This is a genomic window from uncultured Nitratireductor sp. (genome assembly GCF_913053745.1).
GTDB lineage: Bacteria > Pseudomonadota > Alphaproteobacteria > Rhizobiales > Rhizobiaceae > Nitratireductor.
On sequence record NZ_CAJXGF010000014.1, the window covers coordinates 24192 to 47483 of the forward strand.

At 61.0% G+C, this 23292-nt stretch carries 21 protein-coding genes; 4 read left to right on the top strand and 17 right to left on the bottom strand.

All coding sequences use genetic code 11. The features are described 5' to 3' along the window. Window positions 1–14: 14 nt before the first annotated feature. The 5 genes from QZ638_RS04065 to QZ638_RS04085 form a co-directional block, all read right to left on the bottom strand. Window positions 15–803 carry a phosphodiesterase gene (locus QZ638_RS04065; RefSeq protein ID WP_295807204.1) on the bottom strand — a complete coding sequence of 263 codons (789 nt, stop codon included), beginning with the start codon at window positions 801–803 and terminating at the stop codon, window positions 15–17. Continuing rightward, a complete protein-coding gene (arsH, locus tag QZ638_RS04070) occupies window positions 800–1567 on the bottom strand; it encodes an arsenical resistance protein ArsH (protein WP_295807206.1) in 768 nt (255 codons plus the stop codon). The genes QZ638_RS04065 and arsH overlap by 4 nt, the downstream gene beginning before the upstream one ends. After that, complete coding sequence (locus QZ638_RS04075; protein WP_295807209.1) at window positions 1564–2751, bottom strand: MFS transporter; 1188 nt, start codon at window positions 2749–2751, stop codon at window positions 1564–1566. The genes arsH and QZ638_RS04075 overlap by 4 nt, the downstream gene beginning before the upstream one ends. 97 nt (window positions 2752–2848) lie before the next feature. Next, the gene (locus QZ638_RS04080) at window positions 2849–3169 is read right to left on the bottom strand and encodes a PadR family transcriptional regulator (protein ID WP_007009413.1); all 321 of its coding nucleotides are present in this window, start codon (window positions 3167–3169) and stop codon (window positions 2849–2851) included. Window positions 3170–3405: 236 nt separating this feature from the next. Continuing rightward, window positions 3406–4641, bottom strand: a complete 1236-nt coding sequence (locus tag QZ638_RS04085; protein WP_295807217.1) for an MFS transporter — start codon at window positions 4639–4641, stop codon at window positions 3406–3408. A gap of 176 nt (window positions 4642–4817) precedes the next feature. Here QZ638_RS04085 and QZ638_RS04090 point away from each other — a divergent pair, with 176 nt between their 5' ends. Beyond that, window positions 4818–5723 carry a LysR family transcriptional regulator gene (locus QZ638_RS04090; RefSeq protein ID WP_295807221.1) on the top strand — a complete coding sequence of 302 codons (906 nt, stop codon included), beginning with the start codon at window positions 4818–4820 and terminating at the stop codon, window positions 5721–5723. A gap of 579 nt (window positions 5724–6302) precedes the next feature. Here the strand turns inward: QZ638_RS04090 and QZ638_RS04095 are convergent. The 9 genes from QZ638_RS04095 to QZ638_RS04135 all read right to left on the bottom strand — a co-directional run bounded on the left by QZ638_RS04095 (window position 6303) and on the right by QZ638_RS04135 (window position 17176). Beyond that, the gene (locus QZ638_RS04095) at window positions 6303–7232 is read right to left on the bottom strand and encodes a GntR family transcriptional regulator (protein ID WP_295807224.1); all 930 of its coding nucleotides are present in this window, start codon (window positions 7230–7232) and stop codon (window positions 6303–6305) included. Window positions 7233–7808: 576 nt separating this feature from the next. Continuing rightward, window positions 7809–8639 (bottom strand): carbon-nitrogen hydrolase family protein, encoded by an 831-nt coding sequence (locus QZ638_RS04100; protein ID WP_295807227.1) that lies wholly within the window; start codon window positions 8637–8639, stop codon window positions 7809–7811. A 23-nt stretch (window positions 8640–8662) separates the two neighbouring features. Continuing rightward, window positions 8663–10489, bottom strand: coding sequence for an ABC transporter ATP-binding protein (locus tag QZ638_RS04105; protein WP_295807231.1), 1827 nt, complete (start codon window positions 10487–10489; stop codon window positions 8663–8665). Then, on the bottom strand, window positions 10486–11307 hold the full coding sequence (locus tag QZ638_RS04110) for an ABC transporter permease (RefSeq protein WP_295807233.1): 822 nt from the start codon (window positions 11305–11307) through the stop codon (window positions 10486–10488). The genes QZ638_RS04105 and QZ638_RS04110 overlap by 4 nt, the downstream gene beginning before the upstream one ends. Continuing rightward, entirely contained in the window at window positions 11304–12242 is a 939-nt protein-coding gene (locus QZ638_RS04115; protein ID WP_295807236.1) for an ABC transporter permease, read from the bottom strand. The genes QZ638_RS04110 and QZ638_RS04115 overlap by 4 nt, the downstream gene beginning before the upstream one ends. A gap of 36 nt (window positions 12243–12278) precedes the next feature. Then, window positions 12279–13886: an ABC transporter substrate-binding protein gene (locus QZ638_RS04120; protein ID WP_295807239.1), complete on the bottom strand. Its 1608-nt coding sequence runs from the start codon at window positions 13884–13886 to the stop codon at window positions 12279–12281. Window positions 13887–13925: 39 nt separating this feature from the next. After that, entirely contained in the window at window positions 13926–15014 is a 1089-nt protein-coding gene (locus QZ638_RS04125) for a C45 family peptidase (RefSeq protein ID WP_295807241.1), read from the bottom strand. Further along, window positions 15011–15856 carry an alpha/beta hydrolase gene (locus QZ638_RS04130; protein WP_295807243.1) on the bottom strand — a complete coding sequence of 282 codons (846 nt, stop codon included), beginning with the start codon at window positions 15854–15856 and terminating at the stop codon, window positions 15011–15013. Before QZ638_RS04130 ends, QZ638_RS04125 begins: the two co-directional genes overlap by 4 nt. 522 nt (window positions 15857–16378) lie before the next feature. Continuing rightward, window positions 16379–17176, bottom strand: a complete 798-nt coding sequence (locus tag QZ638_RS04135) for an SDR family NAD(P)-dependent oxidoreductase (protein WP_295807246.1) — start codon at window positions 17174–17176, stop codon at window positions 16379–16381. A gap of 102 nt (window positions 17177–17278) precedes the next feature. Here QZ638_RS04135 and QZ638_RS04140 point away from each other — a divergent pair, with 102 nt between their 5' ends. Continuing rightward, entirely contained in the window at window positions 17279–18172 is an 894-nt protein-coding gene (locus tag QZ638_RS04140; RefSeq protein WP_295807250.1) for a LysR family transcriptional regulator, read from the top strand. A 236-nt stretch (window positions 18173–18408) separates the two neighbouring features. On the opposite strand, the gene QZ638_RS04145 is transcribed toward QZ638_RS04140, so the two are convergent. From QZ638_RS04145 to QZ638_RS04155, 3 genes are read right to left on the bottom strand one after another with little or no spacing between them, the layout of a single operon-like run. After that, window positions 18409–19659: a cyclopropane-fatty-acyl-phospholipid synthase family protein gene (locus QZ638_RS04145; protein ID WP_295807252.1), complete on the bottom strand. Its 1251-nt coding sequence runs from the start codon at window positions 19657–19659 to the stop codon at window positions 18409–18411. Further along, window positions 19656–20444, bottom strand: coding sequence for a DUF1365 family protein (locus tag QZ638_RS04150; RefSeq protein ID WP_295807254.1), 789 nt, complete (start codon window positions 20442–20444; stop codon window positions 19656–19658). Before QZ638_RS04150 ends, QZ638_RS04145 begins: the two co-directional genes overlap by 4 nt. Continuing rightward, entirely contained in the window at window positions 20441–21799 is a 1359-nt protein-coding gene (locus tag QZ638_RS04155) for an NAD(P)/FAD-dependent oxidoreductase (RefSeq protein ID WP_295807256.1), read from the bottom strand. Before QZ638_RS04155 ends, QZ638_RS04150 begins: the two co-directional genes overlap by 4 nt. 244 nt (window positions 21800–22043) lie before the next feature. Here QZ638_RS04155 and QZ638_RS04160 point away from each other — a divergent pair, with 244 nt between their 5' ends. After that, window positions 22044–22610, top strand: a complete 567-nt coding sequence (locus tag QZ638_RS04160) for a sigma-70 family RNA polymerase sigma factor (RefSeq protein WP_295807258.1) — start codon at window positions 22044–22046, stop codon at window positions 22608–22610. Between the two features lie 142 nt (window positions 22611–22752). Next, entirely contained in the window at window positions 22753–23181 is a 429-nt protein-coding gene (locus tag QZ638_RS04165; RefSeq protein ID WP_295807260.1) for a cupin domain-containing protein, read from the top strand. Window positions 23182–23292: the final 111 nt, after the last annotated feature.

The following is a 23292-nucleotide window of genomic DNA, read 5'->3' on the forward strand; positions in this document are numbered from 1 at the left end:
ACGCTGGTGCAGCTCTAAGTGGAGTGTCTTGAAACCGTGTCCGAAGGGATATCCCTGTAATTGACGGTAATCTGTTCGTTGGTGAAATGAATGACCGCGAATGCGGGAGGCTCCCCGCTGCGTTCCAGCTTCTCTCCAGTCATATCCAGATCGAATTGGACATGCGTGCTCTTCAGTGCCGCAAAGGGATGACCTGCCCAGATTCCCGAAACATTGCGGTGAACATGTCCACAGAAGAGATGCGTGAGGCCGCGGCGCGTTCGAAGCAGATCTGCCAATGGACCTGTATCTCGGAGCTTCAACCGATCAAGTGCAGGCACACCGATATTGCATGGCGGGTGGTGAAGGAACATGAGGAGCGGTGCGTCACCCGCGGCCTCGAACTGCTCGGCGATCCACTCCATCCGAGTCGAACAAAGCTCACCATGATGCTTGCCGTCGCTTGCAAGCGTATCGAGATACAGAATTCGGGCGCCCCCAATCTCCTCGGCGTACTGAACAAAGCCATTGCTCCCATCGACCTCCGGGAAAACCGACAACAGCGCATTGCGGTCATCATGGTTCCCCACAAGCAGCCGATGGGGCAAGTGCAAGGGCTCGAGTTCGCGGCGCAGCACCTCATACGCTAGCGTGTTGTTCAGCTGGATCAGGTCACCGGAGATGATGATACGATCCGCATCGGCGTGCAGCGCGTCGATTTCTTTCAGACAGGCTCGAAGGCGCGCCAGTGGATCCACGCCTGCAGGCCAGTCCCGATCCGGTTCGACGAGATGCAGATCGGTTATCCATATCAGCTTCGTCATACGCGAGTACCATCGTTCTGCGGAGCGACAGCAATCGCCGAGAGATCGGTGGTCGCGCGGCGCGGCGGGCTCCCGGCTTCCTTGCGCTCCGAATAGCGATCGGTCAAAAGATCGACGTGAGGCCGTAGCAAAACTGTAAAGCGCATGAGTTCCTCGACCACGTCGGCGATGCGCTCGTAATAGCTCGACGGACGCATTCGCCCCGCCTCGTCGAACTCCTGAAACGCTTTGGCCACGCTCGACTGGTTGGGGATCGTGAACATGCGCATCCACCGTCCCAGAAGTCTCAGCGTGTTGACCGCGTTGAAGGATTGAGATCCGCCCGAAACCTGCATGACCGCGAGAGTGCGGCCTTGAGTGGGCCGCATACCGCCCATGTTCAAGGGAAGGTGGTCGATCTGCGCCTTCATGAGGCCGGTGATCTGACCATGCCGCTCGGGACTACACCAGATCTGGCCTTCGGACCACATCGCATGCTGGCGCAACTCGCGCACCGCGGGATGGTCGTCGCCTGCAACCTGATCCGGGAATGGCAGATCGGACGGATCGAATATACGTGGTTCGCCACCGAAGAACCGTACGAGACGTGCTGCCTCTTCCACGACCAGGCGGGAGTAAGAGCGGCCGCGCAGCGATCCGTAGAGCAATAAGATGCGCGGCGGGTGCTGGGGACCCGGAGGAAAGCCTTCGGCGGGGCGCTTAAGTGCATAATGCTGGTCGAGAGCGGGAAGTGATCGGGAATCGGGAAGAGTGCGGAGTCTCATATCGATTGAGCTTTCTGTGAGGGGTTGAGTAAAAGGAGAGCTGCCAGGCTGGCGAGACCGAGGACGGTCGTCAGAAGAAGCGCGGAAGCGCCATACCGCTCCATAAGCAGTGCGAAAAGAAGCGGTGCCCCTGCCTGTGCAAAGCGGGCAGGAACCATAAGTATGCCCTGACGAAAGCCGTAGTCGGCGGGACCGAAGATCGCGAGCGGGAGGGTCCCCTTGGCAATCGTCAGGATGCCGTTTCCTCCGCCGTGCAGCGCCGCAAAAACCATTGCCGCCGGAGCGCCCCAGCCGAGGACCGCCATTGCGCCGAGAGGATGCGCAATCGCAGCAATACGTGCCGACAACAAAGGGTGGAAATTGCGAAGAAAACCGAATTCCAGGAGGCGCCCGGCCACCTGAGTGGGGCCGATAAGTGAGGCCGCTGTAAGTGCCGCGGTCGGTGTGGCGCCAGCCAGCTGCAAAAGCTGAGGCAAGTGCGCTGCCATGGCAGTACTCGTGAACCAGGTTGCGGCGAACACAAAGGCGAGCAGCGTAATCGTGGCGGTTTGAGGAGGGGAAGCAGTCGACGATACGAATGGTGCAGGCTGCGCGTTCGCCGTTTCGGCGGGCCGGATACTTGCAGGAACTACGAAGCGGTTGAGCGGAAAGCCGATAGCGAGATGGGCCGCCGCCCAAGCGATGCACGTCCAGCGCCATCCCAATTCAGTTTCGAGCCATGCAGAAATCGGCCAGCAAATGGTGCTTGCGAAGCCCGCGATCAGTGTGATGCCGGTGATTGCGCCACGCGCCTCGCTGCCATAGAGCCGGGCGAGCGTCGAAAAGGCGGCTTCATAAAGACCCAGGGCCATGCCCGCGCCAACAATCAGCCACGCGGCAACCAGCATCGCTGTCCCCTGCGCAGCGGCTAGCAGCACGAGACCGGTGGCAAAAATCAGATTCGACAGCGCGAGCACGCCACGGCCTCCGAGACGGTCGATGCGCCGCCCGGCGAAGGGGCCAAGGAACGCCGCCATGACCAGCGCAGCCGAAAATGCCGCGAAAATCACACCTGAAGAGACGCCAAGGTCGTCTGCCATCGGCGCGGCCAATATAGCGGGCAGATAATAGGTCGATCCCCAAGCGAGGGTCTGCGTGCCGCCAAGCGTGGCGACGACAAGGGTTGTCCTGGATATCATCTGCATGATGCGGCAGCTCTGAAAGATACATTGCTCTTCAATGCCTCGAAGATCGATGTATGTAGGTGCAATGAATGCTGTCGCATTGGGGGCGGGACTTTCTCTAAGAGCGGGTTAGGGCATCAGCGGCTGCTTTGCCGGCGATGATGCAGTCCGTAGCTTCGAGCCAGGCCTCAACGGCCGTCTGGAAAGCCTCGCGTCCCTTGTCGGTCAGGGCATAGACTTTCCGCTCACGGCCCTGGACGGTCTCGCTATGCACGCGGAGATAGCCGCCAGCCTCGAAGTCGTTGAGCATTGGATAGACCGTGCCCTCGGTAGGGCTGCAGCACCCATTGGTCGATCTTTCGACCGCCTGGACCACCTCGTAGCCATGCATCGGCTTGTGATGAAGCACGCTCAGCACGAAGAACTTGGAGAGCGACATCTTGATCGTTCCCCGCCAATAGGCGCGTTGGGTGTAGTCGGGCGCTGGTCGGGAGGCGGAAGTTAATGATCTTGGGAGCGGAGCCATGATTCTTTTTATACCTTGATGATCGATGTATCAAGTCCCGACAGCTTGGTGCTTTCGGCTGGATTGGCCGCGTTGGCCCCTATCATGGTTTTGGGCAGGCTGTGCCCGCGTCGCCGAGATCGAAAATCTGATAAGCCATGTTGGTGTTCCTATCGAATGATGGTGGGGGCTGCAGCAGGCCGACTGGCTATCGATACAGAGTGTCTGTGAATTGCTATTGCAAAGATCAGACCAAGCACTGGCAAAACCGCTGCCAGAAGCAGGTTTGTCTGGAGACCAAAGCGGTCGACAATTTGCCCGCCGGCCAGTGATCCAAGTGCGATGCTGATGTTGAAGATCGAGACAAAAAGCGCCGTGGCGACCTCGATGGCTGAGGGGGCTGCTTTCATCATCCAGCTTTGCAGGCCGACGGAGACACCCCCGTAAGCGATCCCCCACAGGACCAGGATTAGCGTACCGCCCATGGGCGTGTCACCGAACAAAGCAAATCCGGAGATTGTTGCGGCGAGTGCGACAGCGATGGCGATCAGCGCGGCGGCGGTGTGTCGCGATACCATGAGCCCGCACAAAAAGTTCCCGGCGATGCCAGCAGCGCCATAGGCGAAGAGAAGAACGCCGATCCATTCGACGCCGATGCCCGACGTGTTTTGCAGAAGTGGGCGGACGAAGGTGTAGGCCATGAAGTGCCCGGCGACGAAAAGAAATGTGGTGGCCAGACCAAGCTGGATTGGGTGCCGCGCAATCTGATCTCTAAACGTACGAAGCCGCACTGACCGACTGACGGGGAGCTCCGGCAGGCTCCAGAGGTTAACGGCCAGAACGAGAACGCTGAAGAAGGCCATTGCCCCGAAAGCTGCGCGCCAGCCGGCGAAATCACCGATGGCCGCGCCGATCGGTACACCGAACACGGAAGCCGCGGCGACGCCTCCGAAGATGATCGCCGTTGCCAGGCCAATTGATCTTTTGGACACGAGCCTCGTTGCGAGGCCTCCGGCAATGGCCCAGATGCCCCCCATGCAAAATCCGACGATTACGCGCGCGGCCAGAAGCCACCCAATGGTGGGTGCCAGCGCAGATGTCAGATTGGCGATTATCAGCAGCAGGAGTAGGGCGGCCAGTATACGCCGCCTGTCCACGCCGCCGGCAGCGAGGACGGCAATGGGAGCGAAGAGAGCAGCGAGAACCGCCGGTACGGAAATTGTCAGCCCGGCCACGCCGACAGAGGTTCCCAATGTGTCGGCAATGGGTGTCATCAACCCCACCGGCAACATTTCGGTCGTCACGACGGAGAATGTGGACAGGGCAACCGCGTAGACGCAGATCCACCTCTCATTGCAGCCGGAGCCGCGTTGCTGATGCGGCGCTTGCTGTTCTAAGTGCTTCATCCACTCGTCCCTTCTGATGTTCGGGATGCAGGCGAGGAATGTGGCGCTCACCCCTTGTGTTTTGAATTGCCTGCATCGTTCATTTCCAGTGCTTTCCGCTGTTTACAGTATCGATAGGGGCGATAAAGTAGGCTAATGTAGCAACAGTGGGGACAAATCGTGCCCAATGGTGAGTCATGGGACTTAATCGTATCGGTGATGTGTTGGCATTCGTACGTGTCGCGGATAGCCAGAGCTTTACGGTCGCTGCCGACCGCCTCGGTCTCTCCCGATCCTCTGTTGGAAAGTGTATCGTTCGACTTGAGGAAAGCCTTTCAACGCGCCTGATTCATCGCACGACGCGCAGTGTCACGCTCACGGAAGAAGGCCGCATATTCTACGAACATGCGATGCGAATCCTCGGCGAGGCCGATGACGCCGAGGCTGCACTCGCGCAACGAAATGAGATTCCTCGGGGTCGGCTACGCCTCGATCTTCCGATTGCCATGGGCCGGTTGCATGTCCTGCCGGTGCTCCAGGACTTCCTTGCACAATGGCCCGACCTGGTGGCTGACATATCGTTCTCCGATGAGTATCGCGATCTCGTTGCGGAAGGGATCGATGTGGCAATCCGTATCGGAGGCGCGCCCGACAGTCGCCTGATCAGGCAGGTTTTGGCGCCTCATCGCTATATCACCTGCGCAGCGCCGAGCTTTCTCGAGCAGAACGGGATTCCGCGCTCGTTCGATGATATTCAACACTACGACAAGATCGTCTTTTCCCACGCCAACGGCGTGTCGCGCTGGCGTTACAAGGTAAATGGAGAAGACCGAGATGTCAGCGTTCAGGGGCGCTTGCGTCTGGGCAACACCGAGGCCATGCGCGATGCTGCTTTGGCCGGTCTCGGCCTTGTCCAGCTCAGTGCGTTTCTTGTCGGTGAGGACATCAGGCAAGGTAGGCTCATCGCAGTGATGACAGAATTTACGCGCGAAGAACCACCAATCTGCGCGGTCTATCCGACACGGCGGCATTTATCCCCGAAGGTCCGGATGTTCATCGAAGAAATTCGCCAGAGATGGAGAGCTGGGCCACCTTGGCATTGAGGTTTGGTTCAGGGTCCCTGTCCGGCGTCGTGCAAATCGGCATATGCCCGCTCTCTCAATTGCCGGTTCGAGGTTCTCCTGGGCATCGTCTAGTCGTCCGCCATTGGGGGCGGTTACCGAACGGCGGCTTACTGAGTTTTCCCGCCAGAACCGGACAGGCAGCAGGCGGCCCAATTTCGGTCTTTTGAATCGCACTGTTGCCGATGGGCAAGCAGGGACCCGAAAGAGCCATGAGTGCGAGCTTGGACGAGCTTAGCCCAACATGCCACCGCTTGGAAAAGGCCCTGCTGACATCGACGGTTGCGCACTCCCGCAACCAGTTCCAGCTAAAAATAATCCAATTTGGGCAATCGATTATCCTAGATTGGCCAATTCAACCGCCCCCAGGGTCACCGAAAATCGATAGCCTAGCTTGCAGGTTCAAATCACCTCGCTACCGATACCCGCGTGGGTGACGTTCCAAGGAACAACCTTTGATATGTCAATCGAAGCCGCCCCGTATTCTCGGTTCCAGTTCCCGAATTGATGGGGTTGAGAACGGTCGCCGGCGCTATTGAGCATCCGTCAAGCCGAACGACTTCAGACCGATATGTACATGCGCCGGGAGCCCGAAAGATGACTCTTCATCAGATTGGACGCATGATCGTTGTCCCAATCCTCCAAGGCCTTGATGATCTCCAAATGCTCTGTGCAGGAGAGTTTCATCCGATCGATGGACAGGCTGGGAAAAGAAACGAATTCATGTAGCTTTCTCAGGCGATTCTGATTTTCTACCGCTCGCTGGATGAAGGCGTTGTTGGAGCATTCGGCCAGTGTCAAATGGAAGTCGGAGTTGATAGCGAAGAATTCTGCGGCGGAGTTCTCCCCGAGTCGATCGAGAAACAAGGTATGCGCGTCGCGTATACGAGAAAAGGCTTGCGGATCAGGCCGAAAGCTGGGCTCAAGCAAGCCGCCACACTCAACAAGAATGCGGAATCTGTAACTCTGTTCCAGTGCCTCTGGCGTTGCCAGTCCTGGCTCGAAGTGCCAGCCCTTTCCGCGGCTGCGGCTTAGGATGCCGTGCTCGGCCAGCCTGAGGAGCGCAGTGCGTAACTCGCTTGCGCCCACCTCGTAGCGGGCAAGCAAATGGCTTTCATTCACGGTCTCCGATAGCTCGCCTTGAACATAGTCGCGCAGTATCCGGTCGTAGATGCTGTCGGCTCCGCTTTCGGGCTTGACTTGAATCCGCCGGGCCAGTGCTGCGCCGTCCTCGACGAGATAGAAACCCCGGTTGGTCCGAGCCTCGACGATTCCTCTCTCTTGTAGGCGCTTGAGCGCGCTGCGCACCGGTGAGCGGGATACACGCAATCGCTTTGCAAGCCCCTCTTCGGCAAGATGCGCGCCGCTCGGCATGTTCTCTTTGACGGCAATCATGACGATCTGTTCGGCCAGATCCTGATGCAGGGCGCTTGCTCCCTTGGCATCGTTGCCCCGCCGTACCCGCCGGCTAGAGAAAACAGTGTTTGGCACGCCGTTCTCCGTATCTGTCGCTTCTTGAGACTAAAAATGCGCCCTCCACCCACGGTTGCCGCAGGCAGACACGTACATTCCTTTTAGCCTAATTGCACGCGCACCCAAAGACGGCGCGCTGTGGGAAACCGTCAGGAACGTCGAACGCGGACTGCGTTTCCCGCGGTAGCGACGATCGGGGGGCATATGCTGCAGCGTCCGTATGCCCCTCGGTCGAGAACGATCACGCGGCTTTGTGCATCGGGCAGAGGTTGTGGCGCCAGTCCGGTTCACAGGCGGGGCCATCAATCCGGCAAGCCCGACAACCGCCGATCCGCCAGCCACCGGCTATGCGCCAAAACGGCCGTTCGCTGGATCGCGTATCGCCTTTTCCCGTCGCATCCGAAACGCTTCGCCCCAAAGGGACGGAACGCCTGCGATCACCGTCTGTTGCGCATGCACCGACTGTCTTTCCGTGATCGCGGTGGGCTGAAACCTCCAGTTCGGCAACGGACATAACGGCGATGTCGGTTTCCCGCTTTTACCTGACGGTGAGCAGGCGCCGCACTGCAAATGCTTCACTCGGCGCCTTGAAGCCTATCCGGTTGAAACGGGCGTTCCGAGAACATGATGCTCACGAACCGGCATCTCCCGCCGGACGGTATGTAGATGGTCGATTTCGAGATGTGCCGTCACGCCACACTCCATGTCCTCGGCGCGGGCCACAACGGTGCCCCAAGGACCAGCGACCATCGAATGACCATACTTGCGTCGCCTTTCGCCGTTCTCGATGTATTCCCCGATCTGACCGGGTGCCAGCACATAGGTCTGTGTTTCGATCGCACGAGCGCGGAGAAGCACTTCCCAATGGTCCTTGCCGGTCATCAGTGTGAAGGCGGCTGGCAACACGATGACATCTGCACCCTTGCGAGCCAACGCGGCGAAAAGCTCTGGAAAACGCAGATCATAGCAGATCGTGCAACCGAAGGTGATACCGTCCACTTGATAGGTAACGATCTCCGTGCCGCGGCCGTAGCTGTCCGACTCCCGGTAGATCATGCCGTCGGGGGTCGCCACATCGAACAGGTGGATCTTGCGGTAACGTGCGATCTCGCGGCCGGCGTCGTCGAAGACGACCGTCGTGTTGTAGACTTGGCCCTCGTGCAGTTCGGCCACACTGCCGGCATGGATGTAGACGCCGAGCTCGCGCGCGAGTTCCTGCATGAGCCGATAGGCGGCCGACTGCGGGAAGGGCTCGGCCGCTGCGCGGGCGGTTCCCGGTGGGCCGCCCTGGATGTCGAAGCATTCCGGCAGCGCAATCAACCGCGGCCGTTCCTTCTCGACGGTGCGGCGGATCATAGCGGCCGCCTTTTCGAGATTGGCGCGCTTGTCGTCGCGCACGTTCATCTGCAACAGTGTAACCTTCATGGGATTTCCTTTTTTACGCTAGACTAGCTGGCAGCCAAGCCGGGGCGGCATGAGACGAAGTGGCCGTCGGCGACCTCTATCAACCGCGCCGCTCCACCAGCTCCCCCACTGTCATTGCCGTCCTCGGCCCAATCGAACACCATGCCGTCTGGTGCGGCGGTCGGCTGGGAGTACGCACGTGTGCCGATGCGATAGGAGGCATCCGCACTGCGATGTAAATCCGGCACTGCCTTCAGAAGCAGCCGTGTGTAGGGATGCCGGGGCTGGTCGAAGATCATGTCGCGCGCGCCGTGCTCGACGATACGACCGGCCTGCATGACAATCACGCGGTCGGCAATCTGCTCCACGACGCCGAGATCGTGAGAGATGAAGAGATAGGCGAAGCCATGATCGACCTGCAGCCGCTTCATCAGTTCCAGAATCTTCGCCTGCACTGTGATATCGAGCGCGGAGACCGGTTCGTCAGCGACGATGAGCTTCGGCTTCATAATGAGCGCCCGGGCGATACAGACGCGCTGGCGCTGTCCGCCGGAAAGCTGGTGTGGAAAGCGCCCCAGATATTCGGCGGAAAGATCGACCTCGGCCAACGCCTGTCTTGCCCGGTCCCGATACTCCGCACGCGTGACATCAGGCACGTGGCGCAGGCCCTCCGACACAATCTCCCCGATCCTGCGGCGCGGATCGAGTGAGGAATAGGGATCCTGAAAGACGATTTGCATTTGCCGGCGCAGCGCCAGCAAACGTTCGGCCGAAAGCGCGTAGACATCTTCGCCTGCCACGCGGATGTCGCCTTCCACATGGTCGATCAGCCGTAGAATGGCGCGGCCGAGCGTCGTCTTGCCTGAACCGGATTCACCCACGACTGCGACGGTCTCGCTCCGACCGACCGTCAGCGAAACGCCTTTGAGCGCTTCCGTGCAAGTCGGCTTTGCCCAAGGTAGAAAGGATTTGCGTTCGAAGACGACGCGCAGGTTCTCCACTTCGACCAGCGGACCGCTTGCGGCGGGAATGTCGCGTCGCCAGGACTTCTCGCGGCTGGGAAGCGCCTCGATCAGCGCAACCGTATATGGGTGCTGCGGGCGAAGCAGGATGTCGCTCGTGGCGCCTTCCTCGACAAGTTCGCCCTTGCGCATGACCATCAGCCGTTCCGTATAGGCGCCGACCGCGCCTAGATCGTGCGAAATTAGCATCAGGGCCACGCCGAGGTCGCGGGTTACCTCCGACATGATCTCAAGCACTTCTTTCTGGATGACCGCGTCCAGGGCGGTCGTCGGCTCGTCGGCGATCAGAAGGTCGGGCTGCATCAGAAGCACAGAGGCAAGAAGGATGCGCTGGCGCATGCCGCCAGAAAACTCGTGCGGATATTTCTTCAGGCAGCCTTCCGGATCGGCGATGCGCACACGCTCCAGCATCGCGTGGATGCGGGGTGCCAATGCCTGCCGGGAACATTCGCCCTGAGTCCGTAGCCCTTCGGTAATCTGCGCCCCAATGGTCATAGATGGGTTGAGCGAAGTCATCGGTTCCTGGAACACCATCCCGATACCCGAACCCCGCACACGGCGCATATCTCCCGGCTTCAAATTGGCAAGATCGGTGCCCTTGAAGAGGATACGTCCTGAGGTGATCTTCCCCGGCTTCGGCAGAAGCTGCATGACCGCGCGGGCAAGCATGCTCTTGCCGCTGCCCGACTCGCCCACGATGCCGAACGCTTCGCCTGGGTACAGCGCCAAGCCGAGATCGCGCACCACCTCTCCGACGCCGGGAAACGATACACCGAGGTCGGCGATCTGAAGAAGGGGTTTATCCGATTGGTGTCGCAAATTCGTCTTCTGCATTGCTGCTCTGTTCATTCTGCTGCCCTCGGGTCGAGCCAATCGCGCAGCGAATCTCCGAACAGGTTCACGCCGAGAAGCAGGTAAGAGATCGCCAGCCCCGGAAAGATCACGGCCCATGGCGCTTGTGCGAAGATATTGCGACCGTCCGAAAGCATCGCTCCCCAGGTGGGGATTTCCGGCGGCACGCCGAGGCCGAGAAAGCTGAGTGCGCTTTCGGTCAGCACTGCCGAGCCGAACAATGCTGTACTGAGCACCGTCAAGGGTGCCACGCAGTTGGGAACGACATGGTAGAGGATCGTAAAGCCGTTGCGATTGCCAAGCGCACGTGAGGCCTCGATGAACTCTTTCTCTCGCAACGACAGCACGGCCGAGCGGACGACGCGGAAAACTGTTGGCGTGAAGGTAATGGCCATGGCGCCGATCATCCCGGCCACACTGGGTCCGGTCACGGCCATGATGCCGAGCGCGAGCAGTATGCCGGGCATCGCCAGGATTGCATCCATCAGAAGCATGAGCCCGCGGTCGAGCCAGCCCATGTAAAAGCCCGCAACGGCGCCGAGCACGGTCCCGGCCGCCAGCGCGCAGCATACAGCCACACCGCTGACGGCGATGCTGACCGACGCGCCGATCAGGATGCGGCTGAAGAGATCGCGCCCCAAATGATCGGTGCCGAATAGGGACTGCAGCGATGGCGGGGCATAGCGGTGGGCGAAATCGAGCGCGTTGGGATCGAATGGTGTCCACACAAGGCCGATCAGGGCGAGCAGCAGGACACTGCCGACAAGAATCGGCCCCGGGCTAAAATGCGACAGTCGTATGGTCGTTTGGCTCACAACTTCACCCTTGGGTCGAGCAGCGGATAACAAAGGTCCACCAGGAGATTGACGGTGATGAAAATGAAGGAAACGAAGAGCAGGCAGGCTTGGACAACTTGGTAATCGCGGGCATAGATCGCGTCGACGAGATAGCGCCCGAGACCGGGAATGGAGAAGACCGTCTCGGTGACCGCGGCACCGCCCAGGCTGTTGCCGAGTGTGATGCCGATCAAGGTCAGCGTGGGCGCAAGCGCGTTCGGCAAGACATGCCTCAACAGCACCCGGCGCTCGCTGAGTCCCTTCGCACGTGCGTGAGCCACATATTCGAGCTGTAGTACTTCCAGTGCGCTGGAGCGCGACATGCGAATGATGGAGGCGAGCTCACCAACGACGAGCGCCGTGACGGGCATGATCATGTAGAGAAGGCCTTTATATAAGTCGTCACTGAGCGAAACATATCCGACCACGGGCAGTAGGTGCGCCTGTATGCCGAAGACGAGAATCAGGATCAGCCCGACCCAGAATGTCGGCATCGATACCAGGATGATGGCGGTGAGCCGGGCTGCATAATCGAAGCTCGTTTTCGCGCGCCAAGCAGCGACCACACCGATTGGAACGGAAATCAGACTTGCCAGCAGGAGCGCTATCCCGGTGAACTTGGCTGTGATTGCGAAGCGGTAAAGCAGGGTCGGCAGGATTTCCTCGCCGCTATGCGCTGATCGCCCGAAATCGCCTTGCAGAATGTTCGAAAGCCAGATGCCGAACTGAACCGGCAATGGACGGTCGAGACCCATCTCGCGGCGTACGCGTTCGATCGCCCCGGCGTCGTCCAGGTCGCCGACCAGCAATTGGGCTGGGTCTCCGGGGATCAACCGCATGAGCGTGAAGACGATGATGGCGACGACCAGCAAGGTCGGTCCTGCCATGAAGATGCGTTTGACGGCGTAGGTCATGAAAATCCCCGGAGCGTTTCTTGTTGTCTCGGCGGCTTATTCGCTGAGCCACGCACCCCATAGGCGCGGATGACCCACACCGAATTCGGCATAGCCCTCAAGCGCCGTCGCACCGGCCGAAACGACAATCGGATTGTAAAGGCTGACACCCGGCAGGTCTTTCACCAGCACTTCGTGCAGCGCGTCGATATGATCCTGTCTTTGGTCCGGATCGACGGTCGTCGCCGCCTTCTCCAGCAATGCGGTAAAGGCGTCATCCACGATCTCGTGTGCCTTTGCGCTTTCCTGGTTGGTGTCGCTCACCAGTTCGAAGCTCAGATATGGGTCCGTGCGCGGGGAATAGCCGAAGAGCATCATCTGGTAGCCGCCCTCGTAGTAAGCGTCGAGCTGTGTCGCCCATTCCACCACCTCCAACTCGGCGTCGAAGCCCGCTTGCTTCAACTGTTGCTGGACAATAAGCGACGCATCATACTCGTCTTGAAAACGCCGGTTGGTCATGATCTTGAGCGTCTGGCCGTTATAGCCCGCTTCTTCGGCAGCTTTTTTTGCGCCTGTGGGATCGAAGCCCGGTCCCTCGTCCTGAACTGGTGTGTGATAGGCGCTCAACTTCGGTACGGCGGAGGGATTTCCCGTCGACACGCCGTTCGTCATGATCGCTGCGATCTGGTCGATGTCGATGGCACGGGCAATTGCGCGTCGCATCGCCGCGTCCGCGAACAACCCGTCCTTGCGGTTGAACAGCAGCACTTTCCACCCGAACGTCTCTGACGTGTAGACGTCGAGGTCAGCATTGGCCTTGAGTTCGTCAAGGTCGTTGGGTGTGAACTCCCGCGCAAGCTGCACGTCTCCGGCGAGCAGCGCCGCCTTGGCCACGGAGGCATCCGGCACGACCAGGAAAGTGACGGTATCGATGTAAGCTGTCCTGTCGCCGGCAAAACCGCTCGTCGGTGCCTGATTTGGAACGTAGTCCTCGAAACGCTCCAGGCGGACATATTCGCCCTGCTTCCATTCGTTGAGTCTGTAGGGGCCGGTTCCGATAGGGTTCACGAAACTGCCGTCGTCCGCAACCGAGTCCGGATGCAGGATCGCGCCGATGCATTGATGGTTGGCCATTTTAGGCAGGAACACCGCACTTGGCTTGTCGAGCGTGAAGACCACAGTCTGCGGGTCGGGTGCTTCGATTCCGTCGATGACCACGTCGCCGCCTTCGACATACCAGCTCCGGCAACGCCAGCCGGTTTCTTCGGCCAGCATCCGCTCCCAACTCCACTTCACCTCCTCGGAGGTGACGGGTTCGCCGTTATGAAAGGTCCATTCATCGCGGAGGGTGAACGTGTGCACAAGGCCATCCTCGGACACATCCAGCGCCTTGGCGCCGAGCAATCCGACGGTGCCGTCCTCCTTGTAGGCCACGAGCCCTTCCACCACATGGTTCATCACCGCGTCGGTATTGCTGTCGCGTTTTACGCCGGGATCGACGCCCTGAATATCCGTGGTGAGCGCGATGTTGACGCTCCCTCCGGGTTTAGGCTTCTCTTCGCAGAAGGCGGCGTTCAGCGGCGACACCACGGCTGCCGTGGCGAGCGCGCCGGCTGCAATCGCCCCCATTTTGCGAGATATTTGTGGTTGTTTAAGCAGTCCCATTTTGTTCTCCCTCTTGATTGCGGTTCGCGCCACGCTTGTTCAGGTGAATGAATATTCGTGGAAATCGCGTCCCTGATACGGAGTGCGGCAAACCCGCATCCTGCCTGCGGCAGGCTCCATAACGATTGTGGCCACGGTGGACTCCAGGACACCCGACTTGTTGGCCGACGGCGGCTGGAGAACCCCGTAGGGCTCGTCCGTCCGGTCCATGAAAGCGTTGATCACCATGTCCATGTCGACCGGCCGCGACCGGTGCGCCAGCCGTTGCTCGATCAGCATTTCCCGCACCAGCGAATCCGGCGAGGCGCGCACGCCATCGTCCGCCGTGGAGGCCAATGCGGCCGTGTTCTTGAAATGGTTCGTATGCACCAGAAGACCGTCTTCCGGTTTGATCCAGAAGACGTTTCGCGGCGTCGTCTCGAGGTCGATCGCCAGGCCCGAGGCGTGACTGATCATGAAATTGTGGGAATAGTTGCGCGGCGCCTTCATGACCACGCCGATGGCTTCTCCAAGCGTCCTCCGACGCAACAGGTTGCGGCGGATGACCGGGCTGCACACGCCGGCAGTGCGGCCTTCCGCATCGGTATGCAATCCGTTCGCGGTAAGCGCCAGGCCGGCCTTGTTCATGCCGCTGCGCGCCAATTGACCGGCCTCGGCAAGGGTCAATATCTCGGTGCCGTCCTCCTCTTTGATCCTCAGAACGACGGTGGACGCGGCCACAGCGTCCAGCCAGTCCCAGTTCTGCCCATGAAGAACCGTCGCCGATTGCGTGATCTCCGGCAGCGCCACAATGCCCGAACACTCGGCCGGAATCGCCGGACTGTTCTCGTATCGTCTGGCGTTGAGAACCTCTGTACGGGCGTTGATCATCAGAACGGATTCGACCGGCTGCTCCGCTCCCGCAGCGATCGCGACGATCTCACGTTCGCTGCCGGGATCGTAAGCTGCGATTTCCTTCCGAACGTTGTCGCAGATCAGGCACGCCTCCTGCCAATCCACGCCTCTCCGCGCAAATTCTTCGCGATAGAAGGCCAAGCTGCGCGCAATGTGGTCGCCGGCCGCGCGGCCATATTGCCGACCGCGCTCGTCTGGCCCGCCTTCGATCTCGATGAGGGGAAAGGCGTTCATGAGGCGCCCCGCTCGCCAAGACATTTTTCGAAGAAGGTGAAGACCGGCTCGAGTACGTCCAGACCACTGTGACCGACACCGTCGACCACGGCATGCTCGACTTCGATATCATGCGCTTCAAGATTGTCGCGCAGGGCTTTCAGACGCTGAACACGGTTCTCGCCTGCATCATTCGCGCCTGGTCGCCAAGTCCAGCTTCCTTCCTTCACACGGACGTTCCAGGTTTCGGTGTCTCTGCTTCCAACGACAAGCTGGACGGGCACTTGCCTGAGAGCCTCCACATCGATCGCGGTTCCGAAACGGTTCGCTACTCCGCCGATGCCCGGCCACCATTCGACTTCCGGCATCAGTCGCGTCACCGTGCCCGGCGCGCCGATTGAAACACCGCGCAAGGCGCTTGGGTGCAGGTAATAAAATCTGTGCGCGAATTGTCCGCCGCCGGAAAACCCGAACAGCAGAAAACGTTCGGCGACCTTGTCGAGCACCTTGCGCACCTCGCTCACCATGTTGAGAAGCGCAAGGTCGAACCGGATATCCTGATAGTCGAGATATTTGTAGTTGTGCGCTTCTTCTGGCGCTTCCGCGTAGGAACCGGTCACCCCGATCGGAAACAATGGAGCCAGGACAACGCTGTTCGTCCGCTCCGCGAACCGCGCGAACGCGTCACGATAGCCCTCTGCAGTCCGGCGGGTCCCGTGCAACGCGACGATCAGGCTCACTTCGGCCACATCTGCCCTGTGATAGGCCGCCGGAACGTAGAGGCAGTAGGAAAGCCGTTTGTCGCTCTGCAGCGAAAAGAACGGTGTCGCCTCATAGTAAGGAAAGAAGTCTTCGATGCTCATCCGGTTGTCCTCACTTGAAGGGCTTGCAGCTGCGAGCAGCCTGATTGTGCTCGATGGAAATTGTATTTAACTCATGTTAGATACAATGTAAAGATGCGGCCTTGAAGCACGGATCGTGGCCTTTATCGCCACGCAGCCGGTGAGTGACGGCGGCACGGGGAGGAGAGCCTTGCGGCGGAGTTGAGCGTTGGAGAATATCGTCGGAGGGGCTTTGTCCGGTACCGCTTGCTGACTGAGGCGGCGCTTTTGCAATCCGGACTGTTTCATGCGGAAAGCGCGCTCTACGTTCGCTACTCCTCCCATCTTCGGAGCTCGCAATCGATCGACGAGCAGCGTCAGCTCTGCCGCCAACTGGCGGAGTGGGAATGATGGGAGGGGTGCGGGCAACTACTTCGATGAGGCGCTGTCCGGTGCGAGCATTCGTGGATGTGCGGGACTGAGCCGCCCCCGGTGGACGCCCGCGACGGTCGGCTCATATCGTCCGGGCGGAGGCGCTCGACCGGATCTCCCGTGATCGGAGGACTAGGCGATCTCCCGCCTTAACTGGTCGACCTTTGCGCCGACCCATTGCCGGGCATCGTCGCCGAACACGAGCCGCGATGGCACGTGGTCCTGCAAAGCAAGCGCCACGATCTGCGTGGCGAGCATCTTTGGATCACCGGGCTGGCTGCCATTGGCCGCGTCCACAAACGATTGATACTGTGCGATCGCCTCTGCATAGTCTGGAATGTCGATGCTGCCGAAGTTCGCAGACTTCCGGTCCATGAAATCGGTGCGCAGCATCCCCGGCTCGACAAGAAGCGAGCGGACACCCAGCGGTGCCAATTCTTGCGCAAACCCCTCCATCCACCCTTCGACCGCAAACTTCGACGCTGAATACACCGCACCGCCGCCGTTGGAGACCAACCCGCTGACCGACGAAATGGTGACGATGAGGCCAGAGCGGCGCTCACGCATTTGGGGCACAACAGCACGCGCGACATTCATCGTGCCGAACAGGTTGACCTCGAACTGACGACGCACCGCGGCATCGGTGAACGTCTCGAAGAAACCCAGTTCGGCATAGCCCGCATTGTTGACCAGCACGTCGATCGCACCGAACCGTTCGGTGGTCTCGGCGGCAACCGAGTTCGCGGCTTCGGCGTCGGTGATATCGAGCGCGAGGGCGTGCATGCGTTCGTGTTCGCCCGAGAGGGCATCGCGCAGCGCGGCGACGGACCGCGCCGTTGCCACTACCGTTTCGCCCGCATTGAGTGCCGCGCGTGTGATCTCAAATCCAAGTCCCCGGCTCGCGCCCGTCACCAACCAAACCTTGCCCATCGTCTGTCTCTCGCTTCTTTCGCTGTGCTTAAATAGTTAGAAGTGCTAATTGATCAGAACAATGGCCTAATTAGTAATGGGCCCCAGTAGCAAGGATTATCAATGCGTCCGGATCAGCTCGGCGACCTCGCCGTCTTCGCGGCGATTGCCTCCGATCGCAGCTTCACGCGTGCCGCGAAGCGGCTCGGCGTCACGCAGTCGGCGTTGAGCCAAACCATGAAGCGGTTGGAGGGCCAACTCGGTTTTCGCCTGCTCTCCCGCACGACGCGCAGCGTCGCCCCGACCGCTGCCGGCGAACGCCTGCTCGCCACCTTGTCGCCGGCACTGGCCGGATTAGACGACGAGATCGAGGCGCTGTCCCAGGCACGCGGGGCAGCGACCGGTACCGTCCGGATCACGACGGGCAAACATGCCGCGGACACAGTGCTGTGGCCGATGCTCCCGTCTTTCATGCGCCGCCACCCCGGCATCGAGGTGGAGGTGTGTGTGGAAGACGGGATGGCAGACGTTGTGGCAGGCCGCTACGATGCGGGTATTCGGCTAGGCGAGCGGTTGGAGAAGGACATGATTGCGCTGCCGGTCGGGCCTGCGCTTCGTGTCGCGGTGGTGGCCACGCCCGGCTATCTGAACGACCATCCGGCGCCGATGAGGCCCGCCGACCTCACGGCGCATCGCTGCGTCGCCTACCGCGACGCACATGGCGACCTCTCTCCCTGGTCGTTTGAGCGTGATGGCCATGCGGTGACGGTCACGCCAGGCCACGGGCCGGTGTTCAACGACGGGGACCTGTTGGTGGCCGCCGCCCTTGAGGGGTTCGGCATCCTCTACATCCTCGAAGATCTGGTGGCGGCTCCGATTGCCGATGGCCGGCTCACCCGCCTGCTGGAACCGTGGTGCGAGCCATTCGCCGGCTACCACCTTTACTATCCCGATCGGAAGGGGACGATGGCCTTCGAACTGTTCAAGAAGACGCTACATAAATGCAGGACCGTGTGAAAACTCGGTCAGGCGTCGGTGTCGAATCTCGAAACTGGATCCTTTCTGGGAAGGAGATGGGAAGGAGAGGCGGCTCGCGATGGCAGCTAGCGGCTATCGCTTTTCCCAAACCAAGCCTGTCCGCAAACCACCCAAATCAGACTTCCTCTCTGATCGGGCGAACGGCAGTTTCCAGAAAAGTCGAAAGCAGACCGACCGAACGAGATGAGAGCGCTACGCCACAGTTTGGCAGGGTTTCAAATCGTTGCGAAACCTTGTCGACCGTTCGATGCCTGATCAGTTGAATGTACGAGCTTGTAAAAACCGACATCAATGCGACCGCTCCGGAAGCCGAGTTCGCAGTAGACGAGATAATAGAGCCACATACGCCTGAAGCGCTCGTCGAAGCCGAGGCGGGCGATGTCGGGCCACGCTGACAGGAAGCGGTCGCGCCAGGCACGCAAGGTCAATGCATATGACACGCCGAACGTCTCTTGATGCACGAGTGAGAGGCCTGCCCGAGCCGCCTCAACACGCAGGATCGTTTTCGTCGGCAGCATACCGCCCGGGAAGATGTAGCGTTGGATGAAGTCGGGCATACGCCGATAACCCTCGTAATGCTCGTCGGCGATAGTGATTGCTTGCAGAAGCGCCGAACCTCCCGGTCTCAGCGAGGCGCCCAGCTTGCCGAAATACGTCGCCCAGTACTCCGCCCCCACCGCCTCGATCATTTCGATCGACACGATCCGGTCGAACTGCCCGTCGCAATCCCTGTAATCCTGCAATCGGATATCGGCGGGAGTACCGGCCAGTCGAACGTCGGCGAATGCACGCTGTTCGTCCGACAGGGTCAGGCCGGTTACTTTGCCGACGCCGCACTCGATCAGGCGCTCGGCCATGGCACCCCAGCCGCAACCGATTTCCAGCACACTCTCGCCGCCGTCGATTCCCAGAAGTTTCACGGCGCGGTCGAGTTTGGCTTTCTGAGCCGTGTCCAGATCCTCCTCACCGGTGCGATAGAGGGCAGACGAATAATTCACACCGCTGTCCAGCCAGCGGGCATAGAAAGCGTTTCCAAGATCGTAATGGGCGACGATGTTGCGTCGGCTGCCGCGCCGTGTGTTCGCGTTGAGACGATGCTTCACCCTGTTCAGGAGTGCGGCGAACCGCGATCCGCTGTTTATACCGGCGAGCTGATCAGTGTTGTCGAGGCCGAAGGCCAGCATTGCGTCGAGATCAGGAGACGACCAGTCGCCGTCAATCCAGCCCTGCGCAAAGCCGATCTCGCCATCGCGCAGTATGCGCCAGAAGCCGCGCCAGTTCGTGAAAGAAATTGACGCCTCGACTCCCGCTGCACTGCCCGCGAGCATGATCGTCTCGCCATGCGGCAGCCCGATGATCAGGCGTCCGCGGGCCGGCACTGGGAGCAGCGCTGCAGCAACACGGGCGGCGATGCTTCGCCTGCGAGCAGATGCCGGAATCGCGAGTTTGGATCGAGATGCGGTCATGACTGCGTTCGGACATTTGTAATGATGGAGACAGGCGTTTGTGGCGGTGCCGGGCGGTCGTGCAGCCGCACGCCCTTGAGCAGCAACAGCAACGCGTTCCAGTGGATCGCTGCGATCACCTTGAAGGTAAGAAGCGGATGCGTGAAAAACAGACCGAGCAGTGCCCTGTCGGTGAGAACGCGCCGGCGCCCGGTGAGGGCTGCGGAAATCAGGGGACCGCTGCTGTCCGATCCCTTTATGGCGACGGTCACGCAATCACCCTCGAGCCGGACGCTGAAATCGTAACGCATCTCCATGTCCATGAAGGGCGAGACGTAAAACTGCTTGTCGGCGCTATGTCTGGCGGGAGGGTCCTGGGTCTCGTCGACCGCCACCAGATAGGCGTGGCGCTGGCGAAACGTGTTGTGGACCTCATACAGGATAGCCATCAGCGTGCCGTCGCGGTTATGGCAGAAGAAAACGCTGAGCGGGTTGAAGCCGTAGCTGAGGATGCGCGGCATGCACAGCAAGCTGATACTGACGCCACGCGTGTCTAGGCCTCCACGACGCAGCGTATCCTCCACATAAGCACGAACCGGCCGACCGTCGCCCGCGCCGTGGTCGCGGTCGAAGAAGGAGAAGAGGTTGAACCGGTTGCGCGAGAACCAGCGCAACGTCGCGGACAGACGGTCGATCTCGTCGAGATCGAGCAACAGCCAATACATGCGATAGCGAAGATAATGCTTCGCCGGTTTGAACCGACGGTGGCTGACCGAACCGACATACAGTTTAGAGAAGAAGCTCACGCGGCGATCTCCTGCGTTGATACTGCGACCGGAAGGGGATCCATGCATATTCTGCCGGATTCGTCTGGCACCTGCCAGGGTCTGCGCACGCCGCCCAGCGCTTCGGCGACTGCAAGTCCCGACTGCAAGCCGTCCTCATGGAAACCGGCGCCGAACCAGGCGCCGCAGTACCATGTGTTCAAATAGCCCTGCAGCGACCAGAGCCGCTGCTGCGCTGCCATGGCGCGCGGATCGAACAGCGGGTGTTCGTATTCCTCCCGATGAAGCTCCGCCCCGATTGCGATCTCACGGTCGGGATTGAGGGTGACGAAGAGGTTTTGCCGCGTCGGCAGTTGCTGGAGCCTGTTCATCCAGTAGGTGACCGAAATCGAGGTGTGCTCTGCCCCCGACTGCCCGAGATAGTTCCAGCTCGACCAGGCGGCGCGGCGGCGCGGCATGAACGACGGATCGGTGTGCAGCACGGCGACGCTGCGGCTGTAGCGGATGGCGCCAAGCAGTTCGCGCTCTGGCGATCCGGGAGTGTCCAGCATCGCAAGCGCCTGGTCAGGATGTGTGGCGATCACAACATGGTCGAAGCGAGCGCTCGAACCGTCAGTGCAATCCACCGTGACACCGCGCCCGTCGCGGCAGATGGCGGCGACCCGCGTCGATTTGCGGATGCGCGCGGCGAAGCCGGCCGTAAGCCGGACGACATAGCTGCGGCTTCCGCCGGCGACGGAGCGCCAGACGGGGCGGTTGGTGAGGCGCAACAACCCGTGATTCTCGTTGAAGCGGATGAACGCGCCGGCAGGGTAGTCGCGCAGCGCGCTGGCGGGAGCCGACCAGATAGCGCCCGCCATCGGCAGGAGATGATCGTCGCGGAACGCCACGCCGTAGGCGTTGCGGTCGAGATAGTCGCCGAGCGTCACGCCGTGATCGCCGAGCCGGGCGAGATCGCCGGGGGCGGAGCGATAGAAACGCAAAAGGTCGCGGAGCATCGACCAGAACCGCGGGCGCAAAAGATTGCGCTTTTGCGCCATCAGTCCGGCGAGCGTTCCACCCGAATACTCCAGTCGCCCGTCGTCGAGCGAAACGGCGAACGACATTTCGGTTGGATGACTTTGCACACCGAGGTGATCGAACAGCGCGATCAGGTTGGGATAGGTTGCTTCGTTGTAGACGATGAAGCCGGTATCGACTGAGACTGGACCGTCGAACGTTTCCACCGTCACCGTGTTCGAGTGGCCTCCGATTCGCGGCGCGCATTCGAACACGGTGATATCGTGGGCCTTGTTCAACAGCCAGGCAGCCGAGAGCCCGGAAATCCCGCTTCCCACAATGGCGATTTTCTTCCGTTCGGCCATGTTGCCCGTCATGCTCGATCTCCCGCGGCAACAAGGGGTGCGCCGTTCGTTCAGGGTTGGATACGCGCCGGAAGCCGGATTGGATCACCAGGCTATTTCCGCTGGCAGTGATCCGAATGCGCAGCCGATGCGTATTCTCTGCATGAAAACCGATTTTCTGATCCTTCAGGCATCCTGGCCGCCATCGGCGCGTTTCGCGCCGAGGCGAAACACGTCGCGGCTGGCGCGGAATGGTGCTGTCAGGCATAGTCAATTGGTGAGCGAGACGAATGACGATGCGGCGGCGCTGATCGAGGCGATCGCCAGAAACGGCAACCGCAGCGCCTTCAAGGCTCTGTTCGATCACTACGCGCCACGCATCAAGGCGTTGCTGATCCGACGCGGCGCGCCCGATCGCCTGGCAGAAGACCTGGCCCAGGAGGCCATGCTGAGCGTTTGGCGCAAGGCGGCGACCTTCGACCGAAACCGCGCATCGGCTGCCGCGTGGATTTTCACCATCGCGCGCAACAAGCGAATCGACGCCTTGCGCCGCGAGGGCCGGCCGGACTACGACCCGGCCGATCCCTCCCTGATCCCGGCAGCGCCGGCGACGGCGGAGCAGGTGGTGGAGGTGACGCAGCAGGTAGAGCGTCTGGCGCGGGCCATGGAGGTTCTGCCGGAAGCGCAAGCGGAGTTGGTCAGGATGGCCTATTTCGAGGACAAGGCCCACGGGCGCATCGCCACGGAAACCGGCCTGCCGCTGGGCACCGTGAAGTCGCGGCTGCGCCTGGCCGTCGGGCATCTGCGCAAGGCGCTCAACGCTGCGGGGGAGGAGGACGCATGACCGCTGCCTGCAATACCCCGGCGCACCATTTTCCTGAGGAGATGCTGCTCGACTACACCGCCGGCAGCCTGCCCGAGGGCCTCTCCATCCTGGTCGCCACCCATCTGTCGCTCTGCCCCGCCTGCCGGGCCGTCGTGGCCGATTGCGAGGCGGTCGGCGGCGAACTCTTGAGCGGACTGGCGCCGGTGGCGCTGGCCTCCGACGCCCTCGACAAGGTCCTGGGGACGCCCCCGACGAGCTGGCCTGGCAGGCGCTGGCCCCGGGCATCGAGCTGGTCGCCTTGCCGCCCAAGGGGGGCGATGCCTGGCCGGGGACGAGCGGCGTCAGCCTGGTGCGTATGGACCCCGGCACCGTGGCGCCCCGCCACACCCATGCGGGAATCGAGGCGACGGTGATCGTCCGGGGCGGCTTCGCGGATGAACTGGGCCAGTATGAGGAAGGCGATGCCTGGATCGTCGATGCCAGCGTCACCCACGCGCCCGTGGCGCTGCCCGGCGAGCCCTGCCTCTGCCTCGTTTACCTGGAAGCCCCGCTGAAGCCGGTCGGCGACCGGCACGTGGCGAGCATCTAGCCCGCCGGTCACTGACCAGCGCGGATTACTTCTTCGTTCGGATGACTTGGGCGCCCTGCACGTGTTCGGGCAGGGGCTCCGGCTCGGCGCGGGAGTTGACCGCGCGGCGGG

Bases quoted from the DNA above. Each gene is read 5' to 3' on its own strand.
- QZ638_RS04085 (WP_295807217.1), bottom strand. From the start codon at position 4,641: ATGAAGCACTTAGAACAGCAAGCGCCGCATCAGCAACGCGGCTCCGGC.
- QZ638_RS04120 (WP_295807239.1), bottom strand. From the start codon at position 13,886: ATGGGACTGCTTAAACAACCACAAATATCTCGCAAAATGGGGGCGATT.
- QZ638_RS04115 (WP_295807236.1), bottom strand. From the start codon at position 12,242: ATGACCTACGCCGTCAAACGCATCTTCATGGCAGGACCGACCTTGCTG.
- QZ638_RS04140 (WP_295807250.1), top strand. From the start codon at position 17,279: ATGCGTCCGGATCAGCTCGGCGACCTCGCCGTCTTCGCGGCGATTGCC.
- QZ638_RS04125 (WP_295807241.1), bottom strand. From the start codon at position 15,014: ATGAACGCCTTTCCCCTCATCGAGATCGAAGGCGGGCCAGACGAGCGC.
- QZ638_RS04135 (WP_295807246.1), bottom strand. From the start codon at position 17,176: ATGGGCAAGGTTTGGTTGGTGACGGGCGCGAGCCGGGGACTTGGATTT.
- QZ638_RS04065 (WP_295807204.1), bottom strand. From the start codon at position 803: ATGACGAAGCTGATATGGATAACCGATCTGCATCTCGTCGAACCGGAT.
- QZ638_RS04155 (WP_295807256.1), bottom strand. From the start codon at position 21,799: ATGACGGGCAACATGGCCGAACGGAAGAAAATCGCCATTGTGGGAAGC.
- arsH (WP_295807206.1), bottom strand. From the start codon at position 1,567: ATGAGACTCCGCACTCTTCCCGATTCCCGATCACTTCCCGCTCTCGAC.
- QZ638_RS04075 (WP_295807209.1), bottom strand. From the start codon at position 2,751: ATGCAGATGATATCCAGGACAACCCTTGTCGTCGCCACGCTTGGCGGC.
- QZ638_RS04130 (WP_295807243.1), bottom strand. From the start codon at position 15,856: ATGAGCATCGAAGACTTCTTTCCTTACTATGAGGCGACACCGTTCTTT.
- QZ638_RS04145 (WP_295807252.1), bottom strand. From the start codon at position 19,659: ATGACCGCATCTCGATCCAAACTCGCGATTCCGGCATCTGCTCGCAGG.
- QZ638_RS04080 (WP_007009413.1), bottom strand. From the start codon at position 3,169: ATGTCGCTCTCCAAGTTCTTCGTGCTGAGCGTGCTTCATCACAAGCCG.
- QZ638_RS04100 (WP_295807227.1), bottom strand. From the start codon at position 8,639: ATGAAGGTTACACTGTTGCAGATGAACGTGCGCGACGACAAGCGCGCC.
- QZ638_RS04090 (WP_295807221.1), top strand. From the start codon at position 4,818: ATGGGACTTAATCGTATCGGTGATGTGTTGGCATTCGTACGTGTCGCG.
- QZ638_RS04105 (WP_295807231.1), bottom strand. From the start codon at position 10,489: ATGAACAGAGCAGCAATGCAGAAGACGAATTTGCGACACCAATCGGAT.